Here is a 13,029-nt window from a genome sequence, read left to right as displayed (position 1 = left end):
CAGCGGGCCGCGCCGCTCATACGGGAGCGGGGCTCATACGGGAGCGGGGCGCGAGGCCAGGGTCTGCAGCTCGCGGCGCAGCCGGGCGGCGCCCGCGGTGGGGCTCGCGTCGCCGGTGAACACGGTGGTCACCACGTCGCCCACCACGGTCTGCATGGTGCCTCCCGCGCCGCCGTACCAGGCGGCCGGGTCGTAGACGGCTCCGTCGGCGGCATCGGCGTAGTGCGACTGCGGGACGAGTTCCTTGTACGCGCGTGAACGCTGTGTCGGCAGCCAGGCCGGCACATGGCCGCCCTCGGCCCACAGCTTGCTGGAGTGCAGCATCGACGCGGCGAACCCCAGTGACAGGTCGACGCGTTGGGCCTTCGCGGAGGGGGCCTTGGGCAGCACCAGGGCGTGCGAGTCGGCGGCGCAGGCGTAGGGCGCGTCCTTGAAGATGCGCGGCAGGGGCCGCATGTCGAACTTCACCTTCGCCGACTGGACCGCGAGCGCCTGCCAGACCCCGTCCATCAGGAAGCCGGCCTTGCCGGTGGTCAGCAGCGTGATGGCGCCCTTGCCGTCGGTGTTGGCGGGGATCACCTTCTCCTCGCTGAGGCGGCGGATGTAGGCGAGCGCCTCTGCCGCGGCTGCCTCGTCGATGACCACCTTCTTGCCCTGGTCGGCGACGAGGTCCCCGCCGCCGATCTGCCGGTAGAGCGACCAGAAGATGCGGAACTGCATAGAGGCGTCCTTCACCGAGGCGATCGAACCGCCCCAGGCGCCGGTGACCTCCTTCGCCGCACGCAGCGCGTCGATGAACGCGTCGGGTCCGTCGACGTCCGTCAACTGGCCCTTGCCGTCGAGCAGTCCGGCCTTCTCGGCGATGTCCGTGCGGAAGTAGAGCACGAAGGGGTGCGTGTCCAGCGGCACGGCGTGCGGCTTGCCGTTGAACTGGGACTTGCGCCAGGGCCGTGCGTCGAACTTGTCCTCGGTCAGGCCGTGCCGGGCCAGGTCCTCGGGGTGCAACTCGCCGAGCAGGCCTGCCTCGGCGAGGGTCGGCAGCTTCGACAGGTGGATCACCGCGGCCTGCGGGGGCCGGTCGCCGAGCGTGGCCAGGGTGAGCTTCGTGTAGTACGGGTTGCCCCACAGGAACGTCGCCGACTTCAGGTCCACCGAGCGGTGCGAGGCGCGGTAGGCGTCCTGCATCGCCAGCATCCGCTCGCCGTCGCCGCCGGTGAAGGGGTTCCAGAAGTTCAGCCGCGACGGCGAGGGCGCGCCGCCGGTGAATCCCTGGGCCAGGGTGCTGCCGCAGCCCGTGGCGGTGAGCGCGGCGGCGCCGGTCGCACCGAGTGCGAGTCCGCCGCGCAGCACACGGCGGCGGGACGGGGCGGGCGGCGACGGGGTCGGTATGCGGTCCCGCATGGGCATGCGTCCTTCCACGGGGCGAACAGAACGAACACGACGAACAAAGCGAATAAAGCAAACAGAGCCGCACGGAGTACAACGTTGGAATACGCAGCGGAGACAACCTCGACTCGTGGCCGCTCGCTGTGTTTACAACGTTGTACTCAGCTGGCAATACGGCGTCAACACCTAGGCATGCATTACCTGTTCACGTACCTTCCGGAACCCTCCCCGGACCCTGCCGGTTACAACGTTGGACCATGACGTACGCTGCTGCTGTCGGGGGAGGGAGAAACACGTGGCAGGGACCCGCCTGAAGGACGTCGCGGAGCGCGCCGGAGTATCGATCAAAACGGTGTCGAACGTCGTCCGCGGCGAGGCCAGAGTCGCCGACCGGACCCGTGAACGCGTCCTGCGCGCCATCGCGGACCTCGACTACCAGCCCAACGCCTCGGCACGCCATCTGCGCACCGGGCGCAGCGGCATCATCGCGCTCGCCGTACCCGAACTCGTCGCGCCGTACTTCGCCGAGCTGGCCGCCGAGGTCATCGCGGCCGCCAAGAAGCGCGGCTGCACCGTGCTCATCGAGGACACCGGGGGCAGCGCGGACGAGGAACTGCGGATCGCCTGCGGGCTGAGCGATCCGCTCATCGACGGCGTTCTGCTCAGCCCGCTGCGGCTCGACGAGCAGGTCCTCGCCGCCCGCGAGGGCCGCGTACCGCTCGTGCTCCTGGGCGAGCAGTCGTACGAGATCCCGGCCGACCACGTGCTGATCGACAACTCGGCGGCGGCCCGCGAGGCCACCGACCACCTGCTGTCCCTGGGCCGGCGCCGCGTCGCCGTCATCGGCCAGCCCTCGGGCCCCGCGCACGCCACCACGGTCCAGCGCATGCACGGCTACCTGACCGCGCTGCACGCGGCAGGCGTTCCCCACGATCCCCAACTGGCTCCGGACACAAGGGCGTTCACCCGCGCCGAGGGGGCAGCCGCGATGCGCGCGCTGCTGGCCCTCCAGGACCCGCCGGACGCCGTCTTCTGCTTCAACGATCTGCTGGCCTCCGGTGCGCTGCGGGTGGCGCACGAACACGGCCTGCGGGTCCCGCGCGACCTGGCCGTGGTCGGCTTCGACGACGTGGAGGAGTCCCGCTTCAGCGTGCCGAGCCTGACCACCATCGCCCCCGACAAGCGGGGCATCGCGGAACTGGCCGTGGACGCGCTGCTGCGCAGGATCGACGCCGGGGCGATGGCACCGCACACCCGGCTGACCGCGGGGTACGACCTGGTCGTGCGGGAGAGCACGCGCGCGACCGGCTGAGCCGGCCGGCTGTCACACGGTGAGCTGCCGCTCGGCGCCGGAGTCACCGGCGGCCCGGGGAGCGCCGCCGTGCTGCTCCTCCTCGGGGCGGCCCTTCTTGGGCAGCAGGAAGGTGATGGCGAAGAAGGCCACCAGCAGGCACGTCTGGACGATCAGCGCGCGGTGGAAACCGCCGGTGAAGTCACCGGTTTCGGCCCGGTCGAAGAACACCGAGCCGAAGACCGCGACGCCGATGGACCCGCCGACCGCCTGGACCGCCGACAGGACGCCGGAGGCGGAGCCGATCTCGTCGTCGTCGACCGCGGCCAGGATGAAGCTGAACAGGGCGGCGATCACCATGCCCGCGCCGACGCCCGCGACCGCCACGCCCGGAGCGATGTCCCAGATCGAGAACGAGGCGGCGTCGAGGCCGTCGAGTTCGAACCACAGCACGGCGGCGCCGAGCAGTTGGACCAGCGGACCGATCTGCAGCACCCTGCGGCCGATCTTGTCCGCGAGGAATGCGCCGCTGATGGCCCCGCCGATCGCGGTGCCCACCGCGAGGGGCAGGTTGCCGAGTCCCGCGTCACCGGCCGTGAAATGCCGGCCGATCTGGAGGTAGAGGGTCAGCACGAGTTGGGTGCCGATCAGCCCGCCGAAGAACAGGGCGATGCCGCCGAGTCCGACGGTGAAGGCGGGCTTGCGCAGCAGCCCCGGGGTCACCAGCGGTTCACGGCCTGCTGCGGCCGTACGGCGCTGCTGCACGGCGAACAGGGCGAACCCGGCCGCCGATGCGGCCATGCAGAGCCACGTCCACAACGGCCAGCCGTTCTCCTGCCCCTGGTTCAGCGGCAGGACCAGCAGGGCACAGGAGGCCACGACCAGGGCCGCGCCTGCCATGTCGACCCGCACCGCGCGATCGCCCGCCTTCTTGGGCACGAACTTCGCGGCCGTGATCAGCGCCGCGAGGCCGATGGGCAGGTTGACCAGGAACACCGAGCGCCAGCCCAGGCCGAAGAAGTCGCCCTCGATGAGGAAGCCGCCCAGGACGGGACCGATGATGCCGCCGAGGCCGAGAACGGGACCGAAGATCGCGAAGACTTTGGTGAGCTCCGGCCCGGAGAAGTTCTCCCGCAGCAGGCCAAGGCCCTGCGGAAGCAGCAGCGCCCCGGCAGTGCCCTGCAGCAGACGGAAGACGATCAGCGATTCGATGTTCGGCGCGATCGCGCACAGCAGCGAGGTGAGCGTGAAGGCGGTCAGGCCGATCAGGAACATCCGGCGCCGCCCGTAGCGGTCCCCGAGCCGGCCGCCGAGCACGAGTCCGGCACCCAGGGTCAGGGCGTAGCCGCCGATCACCCATTGCAGGCCGGCGGATGAGGCACCCAGGGACCGCTCCAGATCGGGACCGGCGACGTTGACGATCGAGGCGTCCAGGAGATCCATGATCTCCGCGACGAGCATCACCACCAGGATCAGCCACCGCCACCGGTAGGGCTCGGCGGTCTTGTCAGGGGCAGGGGACGGGTCACGCACGCTCAATACCTCCACGGTGAAGTAATTCTATGGTGAAGGTAAAGTGCGGACGGTAGGTTGTCAAAGCGGCCGTCGGCACGGACCGCACGGCAGGAGAAGGAAAGGCGGAGGGGCCTCCATGAAGGAAGCGGAGCACGACGGCGTCGCGGCGCAGCGTAAGCGGCTGATGGAATCGCTGCGGATCTATGGCGGCCACTACGCCGAGCTCAGCCGGCGTTTCGCCGCCTGGCTGGGCCTGCACTCCACCGACGCGACCGCGGTCCTGGAGATCGCCGCCGCCGAAGAACGCGGCACCCCGCTGTCACCGGCGCGGCTGAGCGAGCGCATCCCGCTGTCCACCGGGGCCACCACCGCACTCCTGAACCGCCTGGAAGCCGCCGGGCACATCACCCGGGCCCGCGAACACTCCGACCGGCGCATCGTCACCCTGCGCAGCGGCGCGCACATCCAGGAACGGGCGGACGAATTCTTCGGCCCGCTCGCCCACCGCCTCGACAGCACGATGTCGCACTACCCGCCCCGGCTCCTGGAGCAGTTCGAGACGTTCATGGCCGACCTGAACTCCGCCATGGACACCCACCTCGCGGAACAGGACACGGCGGCGTCCGGCTCCCCCGGCACTCCAAGTACTCCCAGCACCCCCGGCGACCGGACTTCCTGAACCGCGCGGTTCCGAAACGGCGCGGCGCCGACCGCGACGGCGCACAGGCACCCGCCCCGCATCCACGGGATCCACCAGCTTCCGGTCAGCTGGTAGCCATAGCCACGGCCACCCACCCGCAGTGGCCAGATCCTTGCACTCCATGGCCATCTGGCCACTCGTCGGCCGCCGGGCCGCGGCGGAGGATCGATGACATGAAGATTCTCTGGATATTCGCCCACCCCGAACCGCAGTCCCTCAACGGCTCCCTGCGTGACGACGGAATACGGGAACTGCGCGGCCTCGGACACGAGGTCCGCGAGTCCGATCTCTACGCCATGGACTGGAAACCCGTGGTGGACGCCGGCGACTTCCACCGCGAGAGCGCCGACCGGCTCCTGGTCGGCGCCGAGCAGGAACACGCCTACAGCGCGGACAAGTTGACGGACGACATCAGCGCCGAGCAGGAGAAGATCGCCTGGGCCGACACGCTGGTGTTCCAGTTCCCGCTGTGGTGGTTCGGCCCGCCCGCCATTCTCAAGGGGTGGTTCGACCGGGTGCTCGTACAGGGCTTCGCCTTCGGGCTCCAGGACCACACGGGACGCACCCTGCGCTACGGCGACGGCGGTCTGGCCGGCAAACGCGCCATGGTCATCACCAGCGTCGGCGCGCGGGAGTCGGGCTTCGGTCCGCGCGGGATCCACGGGCAGCTGGACGAGGTCCTTTTCCCGCTGCTGCACGGCACCTTCTGGTATACGGGGATGGACGCACTCCCGCCGTACGTCGTCTACGGCGCCGACCGCCTCGACGCCGCCGGCTACCGCGCCCGCGCGGCCGAACTCCGCGAGCGGCTGCGCACACTGCCGCTCACCGAGCCACTCCCCTATCGCCACGAGCACCGCGGCGACTACGACGACGCGCTCGTCCTGCATCCGCAGATCGAACCCGGCCTCACGGGCGTCGCGGCGCACCGGACACGGGCCGCAGCACGCTGACGCGGCACCTCAGCCCTACTGACGCGGGCCCCTCAGCCCTGGAGTTGCCGGAGCATCTGCCGCATGACGCCGACGGGCAGCGCCGGATGCCGGGCCGCGTCTTGTGCGGTGTCCCGCTCCCCCAGAAGCCGGACCAGCACCCGCGCGGGCAGCTCCGGGTGCCTGGCGGCGGCACCACGTACGTACTCGTGCGCGTCGTCGAGCAGTCGTATCGCCGACGCGATCGTCAGCCGCGGGTCGGTCACCGCCCGGTAGCGCACTTCCTCGCTGGGGTCCCGGCTGAGCCGCTCCACCAGCTCGGGCTTCGACTCCGGGTCGTCCATCGCCAGTCGGCGCATGCGGGGGTTCGCGTCGTCGGCGTAGCGCAGGAGATCACTGCGGGGGAAATTCGGGTGGCCGTGAGGACGATCGGGGACCGTCAGGCTGCCGGTCCACCACTCCCACACCCTCAGGAGCATCTCGGCGGGTGCGTCGTCGCAGGATTCGGCGAGGAAGAGCTGTACGACGCGGTCCTCGTCCCCGGCGAGGCGTTCGACGACGTCCGGCGGGAGGTGCCGGGCGCGCGCCACGCTTCTGCGTACGAGGGGGTGGGTGGAGGCGGCCAGACGGCGCATGGCGGCGGGGTCGTGATGCAGCTCCTCGACCCAGCTGAGGGCATGGGCGCGGACACCCCGATCGAAGGTGATGGGGATGGCCGCGCGCTGCTCCTCGGTGAGGTCGGGGCGCAGGGCCACCTCGTAGCGGACGCACTCCTCGGGGTCGCGGGCGAGCAGGGCGACCAGGTCCGGGTCCAGGTGGGGGTTGCGTGCGAGGAAGCGGCGTTGGCCCAATTCGCCGCGTCGTGCCAGGTGTTCGGCGAGGTCGCGCTCCAGGCGGCAGGTCTCGGCCGCACCGTCGGTGAGTTCCCCGGCATCGAAGACGGCCCGGGAAAGCGGGAGTTCGCGGTGGTGCCACAGCAGCGCGGTGGTGCGGATCTTGCGGTCCGGGTCGTCGAGGAGTGCCTGCCGCGCGGGGCTGTTCAGGCGGGGCCACGCAGCACTGCAGACAGCGGCTCGTACACGCGGTTCGGGATCGGCCGCCAGGGCGGCCAGGAGCTGGTCGGGCAGTGCGGGAAGGCGAGCTGCCTCTTCGCGGATCTGGGCGGACGGTTCGGCGGCGAGCTGTCGGTACGCGGAGTCGCTGAGTTCGGCGCGCCGGTCCGCCGCGATCAGGGTGAGGAGCCACCGCCGCCGGGTGTCCGGCTCGGCCATGATCAGACGGCTCCACTGATCGGTCGTCAGGTAGGGGTGGACTTCGGCCAGCAGTGACCGCACCTTCCAGTCGGGATGCGCCATGGCCGCCTCGACGACCGCGTTCGGCACCCGTTGCCACAGCAGGTGGTGGGAAAGGCCCAGCAGACCGGCCCGTACGTCATCAGGGGCGGCGGGATTGCGCGCCAGTCCGTGTGCCCACGCGCCGCGCACTTCTGCCGAGGGCGTCGCGCCTTCGAACAGGGAGGCCCAGGCTGCAGCCCGCTCCTGCGGGGTCTCCTCGGCCTGCGCCTCGGCGGCTGCTTCCTGCCTCTCCCGCACTCGGTCCACGGCTATGAGCGCAACATCCGAACCCCGGGCGGCAATCCCGAACAGTGCGTCCCCGTCCATCGAGAGCGCGACGAACTCGCCCGGCAGCCCGGCAAGGCCCCAGTCGGCGCCGAGTCGTACCCGCGTCCAACGCCGGGGCGTGCAGCCCGTCCAGTCCCCGGCGACATCGATCAGGAACACGCCGTCCTCGCCCGGGATCCCGAGGCCCACGGCGAGCCGATACCACTGGGCATCGACCTCGGCGCTCAGGTCGGGCCGGTCCCCGCGTACGACAGCAGCAGTCCCGACTCCACCTGCCCCGATCCACCGCCACGCGGCCCGGGGCGGCAGCACGTTCTCGCCCCGACAGTCCCCCACAACTTCGAACCCGGCACGGCACAACAACTCCGCGAGCTCGTCTCTCCCACCCGTCATGGAGACACATCCTGCCGCAACGGCACGTTCACTCACCATGCGGCACTTCGGCCCCGGCACCCTAGACGAGGAGCTCAGCGGCGCGGCTCCCAGCGGAAGAGGTGGGAGGCCAGGGCCACCGAGATGACGACCCAGCTCAGTGTGGGCAGCAGCAGGGGCAGGGACTCGGTCACGGGGACGCCGCCGTTCCAGGCGTTGAGGACCAGTTCGGTGGCCGAGCCGCCGGGCAGCAGTCGCTTGAGCAGGGTGAGTTCCTCGGTGCCGGTGATGGCCACCCAGTTGGTCACGGCGATGGCGCCGAGGCTGACGGGCAGCGTGGTCACCTGGGCGTGTTCGGGGGAGTTCGTCAGGCCCGCGGTGGCGAGACCCAGGGCGAGCATCATGACCACCGTCGAGATGATCGCCGCCGCCAGGAGGAGGACGTTGTCCGGCCTTCCCGCGACCGCGGCGAGCACGGCGAGGATCGCGGCCACCTGGACCAGGCCGAGAACGGTGACCGGAAGCACCAGACCGGAGAGGATGCCGGCGTCGCTCGCCGGAGTGGAGCGCAGCCGCTTGAGGAAGAGGGTCTGGCGGCGCGAGGCCAGCGTGGTCACGACGGTGGCGTAGAGCCCGAACGCGGTCACGGTGAACAACACCACGGCCGCGATGTATCCGAGGCTGCGCAGGTCGGCAAAGGCTTCGTGCTTGAAGACGAAGAAGGCGCAGACCGCCACGGGGATGAGGAAACTGTTCAGCAGAACCAACCGGTTCCGGAAGATCTGGGTGAGCTCGCTCAGAGCGATGGAGAGCATCGTGAGGGTCCTCTGCTTGGGGAGGTCCGGACGGGGGCTACGCGGTGCCGATGGCGCGGAAGACGTCGTCCAACCGCGTCGGTCCGGCCTGGAGTTCCCCCAGTTCCACGGCGTTGGCATGCGCCCAGCCGAGCAGGATGTGGAGGTCCTTCTGCAGGCCGAAGGTCTTGATGAGGAACGCCCCGTCCGTCTCGCGCGTGGCCTGCAGCGGCAGCGCCGGAGCGTCGGCCGGAAGGAAGAAGCGGATGGCGGCCGGCAGCGTCCGCGTCAGCTCGGCGACGGTCCCTTGCTGGTGGAAGGCGCCCATGTGCATGAGCCCGATCCGATCGGCGCGCTGCTGGGCCTCCTCCAGGTAGTGCGTGGTGAGCACGACGGTGGAACCGTCCTCGCGCAGCTTGTCCACGGCGTCCCACAGAGCATCGCGGGACTGGATGTCCAAGCCGGTGGTGGGCTCGTCCAGGAAGACCAGCTCGGGGCTGCCGTACACGGCGGTGGCGAAGTCCAGACGGCGCTTCTCGCCTCCGGAGAGCTGGGAGACCCGGGTGCCGGACTTGTGCGTGAGGTCGACGATGCTCAGCACGCGGTCGACCCTGTCCGCGCGCCGGGAGAGTTTCCCGATCAGCCGGACCGATTCCTTGACCGTCAGATCCGGGGAGAAGCCGCTCTCCTGCAGCATGATGCCCATCCGGTGCCGCACGGCGTGCCGGTCGCGCGGGCTGCGCCCGAAGACCCGCACGGTGCCCGAGGTGGCCGTGCGGTGGCCTTCGATGATCTCCAGGGTCGAGGTCTTGCCGGCCCCGTTCGTGCCGAGCAGCGCGTACAGCTCCCCTTTGTTCACCTGGAAGGTCAGGTCTTTCACTGCGTGGAAGTCGCCGTAGCTGATGTTCAGGCGTTCAACGTCGATGACTGGTGTCGAGGTCATACATCGATTCCAGCCGCCGGGACGCTCACCCGGCAGGGGCGTGGTGTCACCACCGCACCGTGACATTTCTCGGGGTGCAGGCATGACACGGTGTCACTGGTGACGCCCTCGGAGCAGGACGAATACTGCGGGGAGACTCTGCTGTCCGATCCCGGAGAACACCCATGGACACCAATGCTCCACGCAGGCCGCGGACGGCAGGCGGCGCCATGGGCCTCTACGCTGACCGCATGGTCAGCCCGCACACCCCGCAGCCGGGTCCCGCCCGGTGAGGCCGGTCCTGCGAGCGACGCGCGAGATGTCCGAGCATGCCCTTACGACGCAGGGACGGCTGCGCGGCGTCAACCTCACCACGTTCCTCCCGCCGCTCGCCCTCGTGGGCGCGCTCCTGGTGGTGATCGACACGGAGAGCTGGTGGGAGGCTGTCGTCCTGACCCTGGGGGTGGTGGCGGGCCTGCTGGTCGTCGAGCGGTGGACGGCGGGTGACACGGCCCGCTTCGTGCTTCCCTGCCTGATCGTCACCGCTGCCGTGTGGGTGGTCGGAGTGCTGGTGACCGACAGCCGCACGGCGTGCTACGGCATCACGATCGTGGGCCCGTACTTCATCTCTCAGCTGCCGCGCCACCGAGGCGTGGCGGCCCTGGCCCTGTGTTCCTTCATCGCGGCAGTGGGCGCGGCGAAACTCCTGGAGACACCGGACAACGTGTCCGGCGTGCTCGGCCAGTACGTTCTCCTGCCCACCGGCGTCACTGCCGTGGCGACCGTCCTCATGTTCGCCAACCAGCGTTTCTACAAGGCCATCGAGCAGTCACGGGAACGTGAGGCGGAGCTGGCCGTCTACCGCGAACGCATCCGCTTCGCCAGCGACCTGCACGACATCCAGGGCCACACACTGCACGTGGTGAAATTGAAGGTCACACTGGCCGAGAAGCTGCTGCACAGCGACATCGAGCGCGTGGAGGAGGAACTGCGAGAAGTGCGCGCTCTGGTCAGCGACACCATCACCCAGACCAAGGAGCTCGCCTACGCGCAGCGGCGGCTCAACCTCTCCGCGGAGCTGGAGAACGCGAAGAACCTCTTCGAGGCCGCCGGCATCCGCGTACGCGTCAACCGCGAGGCCGACCCCGACGAGAAGGTCAACGCGCTGTTCGGCCAGGTGCTGCGCGAGACGACGACCAACATCCTGCGCCACGCGCAGGCCACGCGGGTGCGGATCACTCTCTCGGAGTCGGGCATCTCCATCGTCAACGACGGCGCGGGGGCGGCGCCCCTTCCCCCGCTCGGCGGCCTTGCCACCCTCAAGGAACGGGTGGGCGACAGCGGAGGCGAACTCACGGTGGAGCAGAAGGACGGGCGCTTCCTCACGGCCGCGGAGTTCCCCTCGCTCCCCTCGCTCCACCCACTCCGCTCACTCCGGTCGACGACTTCGCCGCCCGCCGCGGCGCGGGAGGACGAACGATGACCAGCGTGGTACTCGCCGACGACGAGGCCCTGCTCCGCAAGGCGCTGGCGGCGCTGCTGCCGCTCGAGGGCGACATCATCGTGCTCGCCGAGGCGCACGACGGCGCATCGGCGATCGAGGCCACGCTGCGACACCGGCCGGACGTACTGGTCATCGACCTGGAGATGCCCGGCGTGGACGGCCTCGGCGCCGTCGCGGAGATCCGCCGCGCGCAGCCGGACCAGGTGATCCTCATGCTGACCCGCCATGCCCGACCGGGGGTGCTCCGCAAGGCCCTGAAGCTCGGCGTCCAGGGTTTCGTCAGCAAGTCGGCGGAGCCCGCGCACATCACGTCGGTGATCAGCACCCTGCACCAGGGCAAGCGCTGGATCGACCCGGACGTCTCGGCGCTCGCCGTGGTCGACGACTGCCCGCTCACCGACCGGGAGATCGACGTGCTGCGCGTGACCGGCGACGGCTACTCCGTCGCCGAGATCGCCACTCGCCTGCGCCTGGCGCAGGGCACCGTACGCAACTACCTCTCGAACGCCATGCAGAAGACCCAGACGCGCACCCGGCACGATGCGGCGCGTTACGCGCGCGAGCACGACTGGCTTTAGCGGCGGTCGGCCGGGCCTGCGCCGTCAGGCCGGAGGCGGCGGGGTTCGGTAGCGTTCGATCTTGGACCAGCCCTCGGGGGTCACGCGGTAGTGGCTCCCGTCGTCGCCGTCCATCCGCGAGCGGGCGTTCACCCGCAGGACGTCCTCGTCGAGCCAGTAGCCGAAGCCGCCCATCATCCCGACCACCCGGAAGTAGATCTCCATGGCCGGTCGCTCCGTCAGGGGGGAGACCGGCGGCAGCACGTGCTCGACCTCGTCGAAGTAGTTGCCGGTGCTCTCCCGCAGCAACGCGTGGAAGTGCCGGTCCAGCACGTCCGCCGGAGCGGAGAGCTGCCGCACCGCGACCGGCTCCAGAAGCTCAAGGAGATGCGTGTGGCCCTGGTCGCGCGCGATGTCCACGGGGCGCCGCCCGTCACGGGCGCGCATCGTGCGCCAGGCGCCGAACGCGATAAGGCGGGAGACGACGGCGAAGTCCGCGCCGTGCCAGGCCGCTTGGTGCAGTGGGGCGAAGCCGCTGCGGAACCCGATCCGCGGGAGGTTGACCCGTTCCGGAGCCTTGCTCATCTCCTCGAACAGGCCGTTCCAGTTGCCGTCCCTGGCCAGGTCCGACACCAGGTCCCGCTCCTTGCGGTACCAGTCGTTGTACCCCTCGTGGTCGGTGAGGCCGTCCCACTCCATCCGCTCCGCGTAGATCATCCGACCACGCCAACCGAGGCCCGTCTGCCGCTCACTGGTGCCCCAGACCCGCCAAGTAGTCGTCGACAAGGGTGATCTGGCGCTCGGCGGGAAACTCCCGGGGCGCGAACAGTGCCTGGACGACCAGCCCCAGGACAAAGCTCTGGGCCGCCGCTGCGACGTCCTCGGTCCGTGTGCCGGGCGGCAGTTCGCCCAGGCGCTCGGCCTCCGCGACGTGCCCGGCCATCCGCTCGCGGGCGCGGCGGTAGCGCTCGGCGTGCTCCTGTGCCAGCTCCGGGTCGGCGAGGGCCACGTCCCAGGAGGCCACCCAGATCCGGTTGCTCGCCGCGCTCCCGTCGTCCAGCGGGAGGATGTCGAGCAGCGTCGCCCGCAGCATCACCAGGCCGGCTGCCTGACCGGCGCGCTCGGCCGCGGGGCGCGGGCGGTCGGCCGAGCGCCGGTCCAGGACCTCCAGGGCGTGTCTCAGGAGGGCGCGCTTGCTGGGGAAGTAATGCGTGAGCAGGCCGGTGGTGGCGCCCATCTCCGCGGCAACCGCGCGCAGGGTGAGGCCGCCGAAGCCGTGGGCGGCAAGGACTCGCCACACGGCCTGCGAGACCTCGGTCCGGCGGGCGTCATGGTCGGTCCTGGCTGGCGGCGTCATAGCGGTTAGAGTACATACCCAACGTTCGTTACGTACCTGGATGCGCTGGGCCCGACACCGCGCGCGCCCAGCCGGAC

At 70.4% G+C, this 13,029-nt stretch carries 12 protein-coding genes; 5 read left to right on the top strand and 7 right to left on the bottom strand.

Annotation, left to right across the window (positions count from 1 at the left end):
* Window positions 1–33: 33 nt before the first annotated feature.
* Entirely contained in the window at window positions 34–1,401 is a 1,368-nt protein-coding gene (locus tag ACWFR3_RS16875; protein WP_453735331.1) for an extracellular solute-binding protein, read from the bottom strand.
* 280 nt (window positions 1,402–1,681) lie between these two features.
* On the opposite strand from ACWFR3_RS16875, the gene ACWFR3_RS16870 reads away from it, so the two are divergent.
* Window positions 1,682–2,698 (top strand): LacI family DNA-binding transcriptional regulator, encoded by a 1,017-nt coding sequence (locus tag ACWFR3_RS16870; protein WP_453735330.1) that lies wholly within the window; start codon window positions 1,682–1,684, stop codon window positions 2,696–2,698.
* Between the two features lie 12 nt (window positions 2,699–2,710).
* Here the strand turns inward: ACWFR3_RS16870 and ACWFR3_RS16865 are convergent, their stop codons facing one another.
* Window positions 2,711–4,210 (bottom strand): MFS transporter, encoded by a 1,500-nt coding sequence (locus ACWFR3_RS16865; protein WP_453735329.1) that lies wholly within the window; start codon window positions 4,208–4,210, stop codon window positions 2,711–2,713.
* 118 nt (window positions 4,211–4,328) lie between these two features.
* Between ACWFR3_RS16865 and ACWFR3_RS16860 the strand changes: the two genes are divergently transcribed.
* Together ACWFR3_RS16860 and ACWFR3_RS16855 are read left to right on the top strand one after the other, a co-directional pair.
* Window positions 4,329–4,871 (top strand): MarR family winged helix-turn-helix transcriptional regulator, encoded by a 543-nt coding sequence (locus ACWFR3_RS16860; RefSeq protein ID WP_453735328.1) that lies wholly within the window; start codon window positions 4,329–4,331, stop codon window positions 4,869–4,871.
* A 194-nt stretch (window positions 4,872–5,065) separates the two neighbouring features.
* Complete coding sequence (locus ACWFR3_RS16855) at window positions 5,066–5,845, top strand: NAD(P)H-dependent oxidoreductase (RefSeq protein WP_453735327.1); 780 nt, start codon at window positions 5,066–5,068, stop codon at window positions 5,843–5,845.
* A gap of 32 nt (window positions 5,846–5,877) precedes the next feature.
* On the opposite strand, the gene ACWFR3_RS16850 is transcribed toward ACWFR3_RS16855, so the two are convergent.
* From ACWFR3_RS16850 to ACWFR3_RS16840, 3 genes are all read right to left on the bottom strand, one after another.
* The gene (locus ACWFR3_RS16850) at window positions 5,878–7,839 is read right to left on the bottom strand and encodes a PE-PGRS family protein (RefSeq protein WP_453735326.1); all 1,962 of its coding nucleotides are present in this window, start codon (window positions 7,837–7,839) and stop codon (window positions 5,878–5,880) included.
* Between the two features lie 74 nt (window positions 7,840–7,913).
* A complete protein-coding gene (locus ACWFR3_RS16845; RefSeq protein WP_453735325.1) occupies window positions 7,914–8,633 on the bottom strand; it encodes an ABC transporter permease in 720 nt (239 codons plus the stop codon).
* Window positions 8,634–8,670: 37 nt separating this feature from the next.
* Window positions 8,671–9,555: an ABC transporter ATP-binding protein gene (locus tag ACWFR3_RS16840; RefSeq protein WP_453735324.1), complete on the bottom strand. Its 885-nt coding sequence runs from the start codon at window positions 9,553–9,555 to the stop codon at window positions 8,671–8,673.
* A gap of 298 nt (window positions 9,556–9,853) precedes the next feature.
* Here ACWFR3_RS16840 and ACWFR3_RS16835 point away from each other — a divergent pair, with 298 nt between their 5' ends.
* Together ACWFR3_RS16835 and ACWFR3_RS16830 are read left to right on the top strand one after the other, a co-directional pair.
* Entirely contained in the window at window positions 9,854–11,017 is a 1,164-nt protein-coding gene (locus ACWFR3_RS16835) for a sensor histidine kinase (RefSeq protein WP_453735323.1), read from the top strand.
* Window positions 11,014–11,616 (top strand): response regulator transcription factor, encoded by a 603-nt coding sequence (locus tag ACWFR3_RS16830; protein ID WP_453735322.1) that lies wholly within the window; start codon window positions 11,014–11,016, stop codon window positions 11,614–11,616. The genes ACWFR3_RS16835 and ACWFR3_RS16830 overlap by 4 nt, the downstream gene beginning before the upstream one ends.
* Window positions 11,617–11,640: 24 nt before the next feature.
* On the opposite strand, the gene ACWFR3_RS16825 is transcribed toward ACWFR3_RS16830, so the two are convergent.
* Together ACWFR3_RS16825 and ACWFR3_RS16820 are read right to left on the bottom strand one after the other, a co-directional pair.
* The gene (locus ACWFR3_RS16825; RefSeq protein WP_453735321.1) at window positions 11,641–12,312 is read right to left on the bottom strand and encodes an ankyrin repeat domain-containing protein; all 672 of its coding nucleotides are present in this window, start codon (window positions 12,310–12,312) and stop codon (window positions 11,641–11,643) included.
* 31 nt (window positions 12,313–12,343) lie between these two features.
* Window positions 12,344–12,895, bottom strand: a complete 552-nt coding sequence (locus tag ACWFR3_RS16820; protein WP_453735425.1) for a TetR/AcrR family transcriptional regulator — start codon at window positions 12,893–12,895, stop codon at window positions 12,344–12,346.
* Between the last annotated feature and the right edge of the window lie 134 nt (window positions 12,896–13,029).

This window comes from Streptomyces sp. NPDC055189, assembly GCF_053606765.1.
The sequence above is the reverse complement of the archived record's forward strand: the minus strand, read 5'-3'. Positions and strand labels throughout refer to the sequence as shown.

Excerpts from the sequence above, each read along its gene's own strand:
- ACWFR3_RS16875 (WP_453735331.1), bottom strand. The coding sequence starts at position 1,401 with ATGCGGGACCGCATACCGACCCCGTCGCCGCCCGCCCCGTCCCGCCGC.
- ACWFR3_RS16860 (WP_453735328.1), top strand. The coding sequence starts at position 4,329 with ATGAAGGAAGCGGAGCACGACGGCGTCGCGGCGCAGCGTAAGCGGCTG.
- ACWFR3_RS16855 (WP_453735327.1), top strand. The coding sequence starts at position 5,066 with ATGAAGATTCTCTGGATATTCGCCCACCCCGAACCGCAGTCCCTCAAC.
- ACWFR3_RS16850 (WP_453735326.1), bottom strand. The coding sequence starts at position 7,839 with ATGACGGGTGGGAGAGACGAGCTCGCGGAGTTGTTGTGCCGTGCCGGG.
- ACWFR3_RS16845 (WP_453735325.1), bottom strand. The coding sequence starts at position 8,633 with ATGCTCTCCATCGCTCTGAGCGAGCTCACCCAGATCTTCCGGAACCGG.
- ACWFR3_RS16840 (WP_453735324.1), bottom strand. The coding sequence starts at position 9,555 with ATGACCTCGACACCAGTCATCGACGTTGAACGCCTGAACATCAGCTAC.
- ACWFR3_RS16835 (WP_453735323.1), top strand. The coding sequence starts at position 9,854 with ATGTCCGAGCATGCCCTTACGACGCAGGGACGGCTGCGCGGCGTCAAC.
- ACWFR3_RS16830 (WP_453735322.1), top strand. The coding sequence starts at position 11,014 with ATGACCAGCGTGGTACTCGCCGACGACGAGGCCCTGCTCCGCAAGGCG.
- ACWFR3_RS16825 (WP_453735321.1), bottom strand. The coding sequence starts at position 12,312 with ATGATCTACGCGGAGCGGATGGAGTGGGACGGCCTCACCGACCACGAG.